Source organism: Microcoleus sp. PH2017_34_RAT_O_A (genome assembly GCF_020737885.1).
Lineage (GTDB): Bacteria > Cyanobacteriota > Cyanobacteriia > Cyanobacteriales > Microcoleaceae > Microcoleus.
In genome coordinates this window covers 60595-72508 of sequence record NZ_JAEQDD010000029.1, presented here as the reverse complement: position 1 = coordinate 72508, position 11914 = coordinate 60595, and the positions used below count along the sequence as shown (strand labels likewise).

Genomic DNA, 11914 nt, shown 5'->3' with positions numbered 1-11914 from the left:
TTCTGATAAGGTTCGCTGTGCATTTCCAATTGAATATCTACTAAATTAAATATCCAATAATCAGCAATCCCAGATTCAGCGTAGAGAGATAACTTGGTTCTCCTGTCGTATTTCAAAGTAGAATCAGAAACTTCAATCACCAACAAAATATCAGCACTTTCGGGGTGAGAAGATACATAATTGTCAGAGCGACTGCGAGCAATCACAACATCAGGCTCAGGTTCGCTATCAGTAGGCAAAATAATCGGTTCCTGACCGCGCACGCAAGCACGTCTTGCCATCAACACGTACAATTCTCCAAATAACATTGAGTTACAAACCGAGTGAAGCCTACCTTTAGCAGCCATTTTGATAATTTCTCCGCGAATCAATTCAAATCGGTTATCGAATTCAAAAAATCCCAGTTCTGCCAAACGGTGATATTCGGCGATCGAGAATCGTTTTGCAGTTACGGCAGTCATAGCTTTTATTCCCCTCTACAATTACCAACATTCCCATTTTACTCGAAAATCCCGCCCCGCGCCCTCAACTCAACTTTGACCCCTTCCGAAATCCCCAAACAACCAACAAACCTCGCATTCTCCACTACCACATTTTTTAAATCAGCGCGGCTTAAATCTGCACCGTTTAAATTTGCACCGCTCAAATCAACACCGCTCAAGTCAGCATTTTTGAAATCAGTGTTTGTCAAATTCGCATTAACTAAAATTGCATTCGGTAAATAAGCACTGCTCAAATTAGCCCCGGTTAAATTTGCACCGGTTAAATTTGCCCTCGGCAGCTTGGTTCGCAAATCTGCACCGCTTAAATTGGCACTGCTGAGTTCAGCATCCCGCAAATTAGCATTGCACAAAGTAGCATCAATTAAAATAGCAGAACTCAGCAAAGCACCGCTGAGATCTGCCAAGGTCAAATCTGCACCTTGGAGGTTGGTTTCGCGTAAATCTGCACCGTTCAAATCAGCGTAGTTCAAGTCAAAATTCCTTAAATCAGCTCCGGCAAAATCTTCGACGGGATTCAAACCAACTGTTTCTGCAAGTTGGACAAAATCATGATGTTTGTCGGTTAAAAACAGTTCCCGCACGATCGCCAATTGCTGCTGTCGGTACTCGTCGGCTTTCTCGTAATCGGCTAAATATTTGTAAGCCAGCTTCAAACTCTTGAGAGCACTGCGCTCAACGCGATCGTCCTGGTGGGCGCGCGCCATCGACAATTGCTGCTGATAACACTCGATCGCATCGGGCAAATTTCCATTAGCATCGCAAGCCAGGGCCAAATTGCCCAAAGCTTCCAACTCTCCGCGAAAGTCGCCAGTCTCTCGCGCGATCGCCAAACGCTGCTGCTGGTAATCAATAGCACCAGAAAAATCTTCAAGGGCACAGCAAGCATTGCCCAGATTTCCCAAAGCATTTGCCTCGCCCCGGCGATCGCCAATTTCCCGCGCTAACACCAAATGCTGCTGATAACAGTCGATCGCGCGATCGTAATTCAAGAGCGCCTCGTAAGCCACGCCCATATTACCCAACGCTGCACCCGATCGGCGCTTATCGTCCATTGAGCGATACAGCGTCAGGGCTTCCTGCCAAGAATCCAGCGCCGCCTCAAATTGGTGCGCCTGATATTGCAAAATCCCTTGCTTGATTAGCTCGCTAGCTTGTTCGCTCATGCTGTCAAAATCACTTAATAACTCAAGTTGATATTAATCGACTTCCAGCGGTAATTGCTAATGGGTAATTGCTAATGGGTAATTGCTAATGGGTAATTGCTAATGGGTAATCGGCAATCAGTATGGCCAACTCTCGCCATTGTCCCCTCTCCCATTCTCCCCATTCAGACAAAAAAAGGAGAGTCACCTCAGTAACTCTCCCGACCATCAGGGTGCATCTCTGTAACATGATATAACATATTGAGAATGAGGGGCAAAGCCCAGTTTGTCAGGCTTTGATGAAAAAGTATAGCTGGCGCAACGATTTAAACCTTGCGGGCTGAAGATTGGCAGTTGCTTCAGGTATCTTCCTTCGTGACAAGCGTCCTCGCGGTTCCACAATTCGGGATTCTTCCAAGCAGAAACCGCTCATCAGTATTTTCACGTCCGTGCCCCACAAAAAAAGACAAAAAAAAAGAGAGAGCTACGGAAGTAACTCTCCCTGCCATCAGGGTGCATCTACATAACAGACTATAACACATTAGGGATGAGGGGTGACACCATCTTATGTAAAATTTTAATGAAGAAGTATAGCTAGCCCAAGCGCCTCAAACCTTTACATATCAAGATTGCCAGCTTCTTATTGTCTATTTCTGACTGTCTTTAGCATTTTCCTGCTGCGATTATTCGGTATTGGTCCAGCCAGAATCTTGCGATCCGTATTTTTACGACCGTAGTCACAAAAAAAAAGACAAAAAAAGAGAGAGCTACGAAAGTAACTCTCTTTGCCATCAGGGTGCATCTACATAACACAATATAACACGACAGGACTGAGGGGTGATACCCCCAAATGTGAAGATATTGTCAAGAAATGTATACTTAATTGTAAAGTTACCATGAAGCGGGAAGGACGGGCTCAGGAAAAACCGATTGCCCGCTACTCTATCCGCTACACGATACCACGATTGAAACCTTCCAGAAACCGCTCATCCGTATTTTCACGTCCGTGTCCCACAAAAAAAAGACAAAAAAAAGAGAGAGCTACGGAAGTAACTCTCCTTGCCATCAGGGTGCATCTACATAACAGAATATAACACAACAGGCATGAGGGGTGATACCCCTAAATGTGAAGATATTGTCAAGAAATGTATACTTAATTGTAAAGTTACCATGAAGCGGGAAGGACGGGCTCAGGAAAAACCGATCGCCCGCCACTCTATCCGCTACACGACTCCTTTAACGACTGCTTAGGCTGGGCTGTTAAGCTTGGCTGCCAGCAACTCATTGGTCAATTTGGGATCTGCCCGGCCGCCTGTTTCTTTCATCACCTTGCCGACGAAAAAGCCCAGCAGCTTAGTTTTGCCAGCCCGGTACTGTTCGAGCTCCTTGGGATTGGCGGCCAACACTGCATCGATCGCGCGATCGATCGCCCCTGTATCAGAAATTTGAATCAAACCCTTGCTTTCAACCAACTTCTGAGGCGAACCGCCGTTTGCTAGTAACTCCGGCAAAATATCCTTAGCGATTTTGCCGCTGATCGTGCCAGCATCAATTAGCCCCAGCAGTTCGGCCAAATCCTGCGGTTGGAAAGGAATTTGTGCGATCGCCAGTTTCTCATTTTTCAGATAAGCAGTGATATCGCCCATCACCCAATTCGCAGCGCCTTTAGCCACAGCACCGGCGGCGATCGACTTTTCAAAATACTCAGCCACCGCTTTGTCGTCAGTCAAAACCCGCGCGTCGTAGGGAGAAAGACCTAGTTGAGTTTCGTAGCGGTATCGTTTTTCTGCTGGCAATTCCGGCAGTTGAGCTTTCCAATCGTGCAGTTGATCTGCCGAAACTTCGATCGGAGGCAAATCCGGTTCCGGGAAATAGCGGTAATCGCTCGCACCTTCCTTAATCCGCATACTGAAAGTACACTGCTTGTTTTCATCCCAAAGCCGCGTTTCTTGGATGATGGTTTCGCCATTTTCGATCGCTTGAATTTGCCGCTCGATCTCGTAATCGATCGCCCGTTCGATCGCATTAAAAGAGTTCATATTTTTAATTTCCACCTTCGTGCCGAACTCTTTTCTGCCAACGGGGCGCACCGAAATATTCACGTCGCAGCGCAGGGAACCTTCCTGCATATTCCCGTCGCCGACACCGATATAACGCACGATCCGGCGCAATTCTTGACCGTACTCGGCAGCTTCCGCGCCCGTTCGCAAATCCGGTTCCGAAACAATTTCGATTAAAGGCACGCCGGCGCGGTTGTAATCTACCATTGAATAAGTAGAACCGCTGAGGCGATCGCTACCGCCGTGAACCAATTTCCCTGCATCTTCCTCCATGTGCAAGCGAGTGATTCCGATTTTTTTTCTAGTAGAATTGCCCGTCTCGTCCACCAGTTCAATTTCTATTGAACCGTTAGTAGCGATCGGCAAATCGAACTGAGAAATTTGATAATTTTTTGGCAAATCGGGATAGAAATATTGCTTGCGGTCAAACTTACTGTAAGGTGCGATTTCGCAGTTAAGAGCTAGCCCTGCCTTCACTGCATACTCCAGCACTTTTTGATTTAATACTGGCAACACTCCAGGCATCCCCATACAAATTGGGTCAATGTTAGTATTTGGAGCATTACCAAATTCTGTAGAAGAGCTGGAGAAAATTTTAGTATTCGTACTCAATTGACAGTGAGTTTCGAGACCGATAACAGCTTCGTACTGAGTTTTAACTGATGTAGCAGCAGTCATAAGAGACCTATAAAGACTGAATAACCGGGCTAGAAGCCCATCCCACAAAAATCTTTTTTCTTGTGGGATGGGCTTCTAGCCCGTCCCAAAATTTGGTTAAAAGGATTTTTGCAAGAGGTCTATTATATTTTAGCTGTTTATTGACGAAACCGACTTGGGAGTATTTGTCGGCTAGGGACGGTTTTTACTTCACACCGGCAGAGTTCGCAAAAAAGATCGATCGACCATTTGGGCCACTGGTGGCTAATAATTGACTTCCCTGGGTTAGTTTTCCCCCGCCGCGCTCCTCTTGCTGGCGATCGGCACACCCAATGCTCTACTACGGATGCGCGATCGGCTCGCGCACAGATCTGCCTCAGTATTATTTCGACGCCACGGGAACACAATCCTGTGCAAAAATATACAGAGCAGAGTGCGCCCGTACTTGGGTGAGGAGAGTTTTGGGGCGATCGATCGCAAGTGCCGATCTGCACGCTAAACCTATACCTGCCGTCTTTAATAGCACCGCCGCCACTCAAAATCGGCGCCACGCACAAATTAAAAAGTAAAAATGTATAATTTAACAATAAACTACACATTTTTAATTGTTAAAGTTTAATTTAAAAGTCTCAACCTAACACTTGCTTAACTGTCAAAAATATGCCTGAAATTCCAGTGGAAAGTGCCGCACTGTTTCAGAACAGCATCACTGAGCTAGAGGAGGTGGAATCAGCCCTCGAACTCGCTTGGAACGAACTCGAAAAACAAACAGCAGAAACCATTGCTCAGATAGCCAAAGCCGGCGCCGCAAACGCACAGGAAATCAGCGAGCGCTTTGTCGCAGCCAAGGAACTCCGCCAGCAACTTCAAACCAAAATAAAACAAGCCAACTCGCAGCGGGAATTTCACCTAGAAAACTCGCCAATGGCAGTTCTAGAGTGGGATAGCGAACTGCGGGTAGTGCGGTGGTCGCCAATGGCCGAACAAATATTTGGCTGGAGTGCAGCAGAAATAATCGGCCAATACTGGCACGAATGCTCAATAATTTATCCAGAAGACTTCGAGCAAGTCAGCGCTGCGGCAAATCAAATGTTTTACAGCAGAGAACCCCGCAACGTTTGCCGCAACCGCAACTCTACCAAAGATGGCTCAGTAATTTACTGCGAGTGGTACAATTCTGCACTAATCGATGCAGAAGGAAAATTAGTTTCAATTCTGTCTTTTGCCACAGACATCACCGAACAGCACCGCACTCAAGAACAACTTCGCCAGCGCCAACAGGCCTTCAGCGCCCTCGCGGAAAATGCTACCGATATCATAGCGCGGTTCGATCGAGAACTGCGCCACCTTTACGTCAACAAAGAAGTCGAACGAGCCACCGGAAAACCCCCCTCAGAATTTATCGGCAAAAGCAACAAAGAATTAGGAATGTCCCCCCACATTTGCAACCTGTGGGACGAAGCGTGTGTCAAAGTTTGTCGCACCGGCAAACAAGAAACCATCGAATTTGACTTTCCCACTCCCGATGGGACAAAATACTATCAAAGTCGAGTAATTCCCGAATTTGCTGAGGACAATTCAGTAGAAACAGTTTTAAGCATCACCCGGGACATCACAGAAATCAAACAAGTCGAAGCTCAGTTGCGTCAAAGCGAAGCTAGGTTTAGGCGCGTAGTTAACTCTAATATTATCGGCATCTTTTTTTGGGAAATTAATGGTCAGATTACCGACGCAAATCAAGCTTTTTTAAACCTAGTAAAATACACAAGACACGATTTGCTTGAAAAAAAAATTAGCTGGCTAAAAATGACACCGCCAAAGTACCGCAGCCTAGACGAACAAAAACTTGCAGAAATGACAGTTACCACCACAGCTATTCCCTATGAAAAAGAATACATCTGCTCGGACGGCAGCCGCGTTCCGGTGCTGCTAGGCGCTGCATTTTTAGAAGGAAGCCAGGAAGTTGGGGTGAGTTTTGTGCTGGATTTGACACAGCGCAAACAAGCTGAATTAGAGCTGCAAAAACAGCAACAACTTTTAGAAAGCATTGTTACAACCCTCCCGAACTTTCTGTACATTTACGACACAGAAGCACAGCAAAATATCTATGCCAATGCAGCCGTCACAGCCATCCTGGGCTACACTCCCCAAGAAATGCAAGAGTTGGGTACAGAAGCTATTTCTAGCTTAGTTCACCCCGAGGATCTGCACAAGTTAAGTGCAAGTATGCAGTTGCTGGAAAACAGCACCAACCCTCACGCTACAAATGACACTGACTACAGAATCAAACACAAAAACGGCGAATGGCGGTGGGTGCACGATCGATCGACAATTTTCAAAAGAACCCCAGGGGGACAAATTCAGCAAATTATCGGTTCGATACTCGACATCAGCGATGCCGTGGCGGCAGCTACGCAACGCAAACAAGCCGAAGAATCCTTAAAAGAGCAAAACGAAGTGCTGCAAACAATCTTCGACAACGTGCCAGTCATGCTATCATTCTTGGGACATAGCGGTGAAATAGAGTGGGTAAACCGCTACTGGGAAAAAGTGCTGGGCTGGAGTTTTGCAGAACTCAAAAACTACGATATCTTTGCCGAATGCTACCCGCAGGCAGAATACCGCCAATACGTTTTGGATGAAATCCAAGCAGCAACTGAGAACTGGAAAGACTTCAAAACAACAGTTAGAGACGGGCGAATAATTGACACTACTTGGGCAAATATTCGTCTCTCCGACGGCCGACACATCGGCATCGGTCAAGATATCAGCGATCGCAAACGAGCCGAAGAAGAACTCAAACAGCTCTACGAAACTTTAGAAGTTCAAGTTGCCCAGCGTACCGCCGAACTTGAAACTTTTTTTGATGCTTTACCCGATCACATTTTTGTTGTAGAACGCGAAGATATGCGTCAGGTTTTTGTCAATCAACCTTTGGCAAAAATGGCAGGGTTCAACAGCCGAAAAGAAATGCAAGGAAAAACCGTGTCTGAGTGTTTTTCCCCTGAAGTTGTCACAAAATTTGTGCGTGAAAACTTGCTGGTATTTGAATCAGGTGAAACTCTACACTTGCAAGAAAAATTTGTATTGTCCGGCGATACTGTTTACTTCGACACTTTTAAAATTCCTCTCAGGAATCTCGATGGCGAGGTTTATGCTTTAATTGGCACTTCTCGCGATATCACTGAGTTGGTTGAGACAAAACAAGCTTTGTCGAAACGCACTGAGCAATTAGAGGCTGCTAATCAAGAATTAGAATCTTTTTGCTATTCTGTTTCCCACGATCTCCGCGCTCCTTTACGCCATATTTCAGGTTTTGTTAATGCTTTGAAACAACGCTTAGAATCAACTGAAATCTTGAACGATCCTAAAATCGTTCACTACATGGAAGTGATTGATGATAGCAGCCAAAAAATGAGTTTGTTGATTGACGGTTTACTCGCTCTTTCGCGGGTGGGCCGCACCGAGTTAGTGCAAATTCCGATCGATCTCACCCGCCTGGTGCAAACTGCGATTAAATTGACTAAACCCCGAACAGCCGGAGATCTGGGCCCAACTCCCGACAGCGTTGAATTTGCCGTCGGAGATTTGCCGACGGTGATGGGAGATCCCACCTTGCTGCAACAGGTGTTCAGCAACTTGATTAGCAACGCCGTCAAGTTCAGCCGCGGACGCACTCCGGCTACAATAGTTATTGATTCCTTACCTGATGGAACGATTTTTGTCAAGGATAACGGCGTGGGTTTTCCGATGGAATATGCCGATCGACTTTTTGGAGCCTTTGTGAGGCTGCATTCCCAGAGAGAATTTGAAGGTACGGGGATCGGTTTGGCGATCGTCGGGCGGATTATTCACCGCCACGGCGGCACGATTTGGGCAGAAAGCATACCTAGTCAAGGAGCCACGTTCTACTTTAAACTAGGCAAACAATCTCAAACAGCAATGTAGATTCGCAAGTGACCAGTATATAGCAGTTCTCAGAAAGATCGGGTACGCTTGGGTAATCGGGAAAAAGGTAATCGGCAATCACCGAAAAGCTTGCTGTTCAAAAGCTTTCTGGCACATTATTCATTACCTATTACCAGACATACGTCACTCTTCGCCTTCGATGCTATAGTAGTTCTTAATTTATAATTGAAAACTATTATACAGTTCAATAAGTAACAGTCGGTTCTGCCAGCCCTCCGTTGCACGTGCTAAATCAATGTCATCAAAACATCATTAATATTGCTAAAGCATTAAAAATCTAACTAAAAACAGTGATACAAACTTAACTATACTCAATTTAATAAATGAAATCTAGCCCAAAAACGAACAACAAATTTAATACTCCACAATACCGTATGTTAGATAGAACTCAGACAAACTATTTACTAAAAACAGTATCAGAATCAACGTTAAAATTGTTGATTGTCGAAGACATGGCGGAAGATCTGGAATTAATAGTGCTCGCGTTAGAAGCGGGGGGAGTAAATTTTAACTACGATACTGCCGAAACAGCAACAGAATGCAGACAACTGATCCACAATTGCAAGTACGACGCAGTGCTGTCAGATTACCGCCTCCCTGGGTTTAACGGTTTAGAAGTGTTGAAATTAATGCAGGAATTAGGGCAAGAAATACCATTTATTTTAGTAACGGGAAGTTTGGGAGAAGAAGCGGCAGTTGAGTGCATCAAAGCCGGCATGAACGATTTTGTATTAAAAGGGCGGCTGTTTAGGCTGCCAACAGTATTAGAACGATCGCTCCAAGAATACAAAATGCGCCGCCAGCAACAATTCGCGATCGCCCAAATTCAGCGGCAAGCGACTCGTGAGGCGATCGTCAACCGCATCATCCAAGCCATGCGCGAAACCCTGGTACTCGACGAAGTGCTGCAAACTACCGCAGATCAACTGCACGAATCTCTCGAAATCAGCGGCTGCGCGATCTTGCAGCCAGATGCTGAAGGCAGGATTGTAGTCCGCCATATCAGCAAAGCCGCAGAGAAACAAGGACTCATCGGGCTAAATTGCACATTTGCCCAACACTACCAAACCGAACTCGCGGCAGGAGAAGCCGTCGTCATCGAAGAGTTATCGGGCCTGTGCCCGTCCCTGCAAGCATCAGCAGAGTTTGTAGGGTTTCGCACCGTCACGATCGCACCGCTGCTTTACCGTCAGTCATTTTTGGGAGGAATTAGTATCTATCAGTGCGATCGCGATCGCTATTGGAGCGCCGAAGAACTGTCGCTACTCAAAGCGATCGCAGATCAATGTGCGATCGCAATCCACCAAGCCGAACTCTACCAACAAGCCCAAACCGAACTCGCAGAACGCAAACGCGCTGAAGCCGAAGTCCGCGGCATCCAGCAACAGCTAGCCACAATGGCAGCCAACATTCCCGGTTCAGTCTACCGCGCCGTGCTGCATCCAGACGGCACAACCTCCATGCCCTACATTAGTCCGGGGGTGCGCGAACTTACTGGGATCGGGCCAGAAGAAGCAATGGCGTACCCCGAACAGTTGACCAAAATCATCCATCCCGATGACAAAAGTTCCTATGACAGCAGCGTCGCAGCATCGAGTGCCAGTCTGTTGCCCTGCGATCGCCAGTACCGGATCCTGTTGAATTCAGGCCAAGTCAAGTGGGTGCAAGACAGCGCCAGATTTTCCAAAAACAAAAACGGGGACATCATTATAGACGGAGTAGCCCTTGATATCAGCGGACGCAAACAGGCAGAATCAGCCCTCAGACAAAGCGAACAGCGATTTCGATCGCTGATTGAAAACGCCACAGACATCACGATCATTCTCGACGCCGAGGGCATATTCCGCTACATCAGCCCTTCCGTCAAGCGAATTTTAGGCTACGCGCCCCACCAGGCGATCGGGCGCAGCGCCCTAGGGACTGTTCATCCCGACGACTGCGCCGCGATCGCCCAAACCCTCCACAAAGCCATTGAAAACCCCAAAACAAGCCAGTGCCCCCTGGAGTATAGAGTGCTCCACCGCAACGGTTCCTGGTGTTATGTAGAAGCTGTAGCCACAAATTTACTGCACGATCCGGCAGTCAAGGGCATCGTGATCAACTGCCACGACATCACTCAGCGCAAACTCGCCGAAGCACAATTGCTGCACGACGCTTTTCACGATGCCCTTACCGGATTGCCCAACCGATCGCTATTTAGCGATCGGCTGGAACACGCTCTGAGGCTAGCAAAACGGCGCAAAGACTACTTATTTGCCGTGCTGTTTCTCGATTTAGATCGATTTAAAGTAGTCAACGATTCCCTCGGCCATGCGATCGGCGATCAACTGCTAGTTGCGATCGCGCAGCGTCTAACAGCTTGTCTCAGAGTCGGAGATACAGTGGCCCGCCTCGGAGGAGACGAATTTGTGCTGTTACTCGAAGACATCGACGGCGTAAATGAAGCTACCAACATAGTCAACCGCTTGCAAAAGACAATCACCTCCCCCATCCTGCTAGACGGACACGAAGTCTTTATCACCGCCAGCATCGGCATTGCATTGAGCTCCGGCGAATACGAGGAACCGACAAGCCTGCTACGCGACGCCGATACAGCCATGTACCGCGCCAAAGAACTCGGCAGAGCCCGACACGAAGTTTTCAATAGTTCCATGCACGCCCACGCTTTGAAGCTGTTGCAGTTAGAAAATGACCTGCGACGGGCGATCGAATCAATTAGAGACCCCGCTAGAGAAGAAGACTCTCCGCAATCAGCCCGATCGGGCTTACCTCCCTTATCCCCAACACCCCAGTTTATCATTCACTACCAGCCGATTATGTCGATCGCCCATAACACAATTATCGGTTTTGAGGCCCTGGTGCGGTGGCAGCATCCTGAACGAGGCTTAGTTTCGCCCAACGAATTTATTCCCATAGCCGAAGAAACCGGATTGATCGTACCGCTGGGCCGCTGGGTACTCCGCACAGCTTGCCAGCAAATCCGCCAGTGGCAGCAGCTATTTCAAAATAACCCGCCCTTAAGCGTCAGCGTCAACCTGTCAGTCAAACAGTTTTCTCAGCCAGATTTAATCGAATATATCGATCGAGTTCTCGAAGAAAGTCACCTCGACGGCAACAGTTTAAAGCTAGAAATTACCGAAAGCGTACTCATAGAAAATTCCGAATCAGTCACAGCCATGCTGGTGCAGCTTAGAGCCCGAAACATACACCTGTGCATCGACGACTTCGGCACCGGCTATTCATCACTCTCCTACCTGCACCGCTTCCCCACCAATACCTTAAAAATAGACCGATCCTTTGTCAGCAGGATGGGAGGCGACTTCGACCTCGGCAAAGGAGGCATCGACCCCACAGAAATTGTGCGATCGATCGTGACTTTATCCCACAATTTAGGAATGGATGTAGTAGCAGAAGGAGTCGAAGAAGCCTCGCAACTATCGATACTCAAAGGATTAAAATGCGAGTTCGCCCAGGGATTCTTTTTCTCAAAGCCAGTAGACTCTCAAACAGCAGCAGTCTTAATCCAGCAGCAAGCACAAAATTAGAATTTGCGAAGATTTAGTCTGTCACACAAAGGTCATTA

The 11914-nt window shown here is 47.2% G+C and carries 7 protein-coding genes; 4 read left to right on the top strand and 3 right to left on the bottom strand.

Annotated elements, in window-relative coordinates; translation table 11 throughout:
- Both JGK11_RS12315 and JGK11_RS12310 read right to left on the bottom strand, forming a co-directional pair.
- A partial coding sequence (locus JGK11_RS12315; RefSeq protein ID WP_293211848.1) for a Uma2 family endonuclease occupies nucleotides 1–461 on the bottom strand: 461 nt, incomplete at its 3' end.
- A 38-nt stretch (nucleotides 462–499) separates the two neighbouring features.
- Entirely contained in the window at nucleotides 500–1666 is a 1167-nt protein-coding gene (locus JGK11_RS12310; protein WP_293211846.1) for a pentapeptide repeat-containing protein, read from the bottom strand.
- Between the two features lie 1083 nt (nucleotides 1667–2749).
- Here JGK11_RS12310 and JGK11_RS12305 point away from each other — a divergent pair.
- On the top strand, nucleotides 2750–2896 hold the full coding sequence (locus JGK11_RS12305; RefSeq protein WP_293203166.1) for a hypothetical protein: 147 nt from the start codon (nucleotides 2750–2752) through the stop codon (nucleotides 2894–2896).
- Here the strand turns inward: JGK11_RS12305 and gatB are convergent.
- Nucleotides 2893–4383, bottom strand: coding sequence for an Asp-tRNA(Asn)/Glu-tRNA(Gln) amidotransferase subunit GatB (gatB, locus tag JGK11_RS12300; protein WP_293179889.1), 1491 nt, complete (start codon nucleotides 4381–4383; stop codon nucleotides 2893–2895). The genes JGK11_RS12305 and gatB overlap by 4 nt on opposite strands.
- A 311-nt stretch (nucleotides 4384–4694) precedes the next feature.
- Between gatB and JGK11_RS12295 the strand changes: the two genes are divergently transcribed.
- The 3 genes from JGK11_RS12295 to JGK11_RS12285 all read left to right on the top strand — a co-directional run bounded on the left by JGK11_RS12295 (nucleotide 4695) and on the right by JGK11_RS12285 (nucleotide 11876).
- Nucleotides 4695–4931: a hypothetical protein gene (locus JGK11_RS12295; protein ID WP_293179892.1), complete on the top strand. Its 237-nt coding sequence runs from the start codon at nucleotides 4695–4697 to the stop codon at nucleotides 4929–4931.
- A gap of 91 nt (nucleotides 4932–5022) precedes the next feature.
- Nucleotides 5023–8310, top strand: coding sequence for a PAS domain S-box protein (locus JGK11_RS12290; protein WP_293211844.1), 3288 nt, complete (start codon nucleotides 5023–5025; stop codon nucleotides 8308–8310).
- A gap of 395 nt (nucleotides 8311–8705) precedes the next feature.
- A complete protein-coding gene (locus tag JGK11_RS12285) occupies nucleotides 8706–11876 on the top strand; it encodes an EAL domain-containing protein (protein ID WP_293179898.1) in 3171 nt (1056 codons plus the stop codon).
- Nucleotides 11877–11914: the final 38 nt, after the last annotated feature.

Bases quoted from the DNA above. Each gene is read 5' to 3' on its own strand.
- gatB (WP_293179889.1), bottom strand. From the start codon at position 4,383: ATGACTGCTGCTACATCAGTTAAAACTCAGTACGAAGCTGTTATCGGT.
- JGK11_RS12290 (WP_293211844.1), top strand. From the start codon at position 5,023: ATGCCTGAAATTCCAGTGGAAAGTGCCGCACTGTTTCAGAACAGCATC.
- JGK11_RS12305 (WP_293203166.1), top strand. From the start codon at position 2,750: ATGAGGGGTGATACCCCTAAATGTGAAGATATTGTCAAGAAATGTATA.
- JGK11_RS12285 (WP_293179898.1), top strand. From the start codon at position 8,706: ATGTTAGATAGAACTCAGACAAACTATTTACTAAAAACAGTATCAGAA.
- JGK11_RS12295 (WP_293179892.1), top strand. From the start codon at position 4,695: ATGCTCTACTACGGATGCGCGATCGGCTCGCGCACAGATCTGCCTCAG.
- JGK11_RS12310 (WP_293211846.1), bottom strand. From the start codon at position 1,666: ATGAGCGAACAAGCTAGCGAGCTAATCAAGCAAGGGATTTTGCAATAT.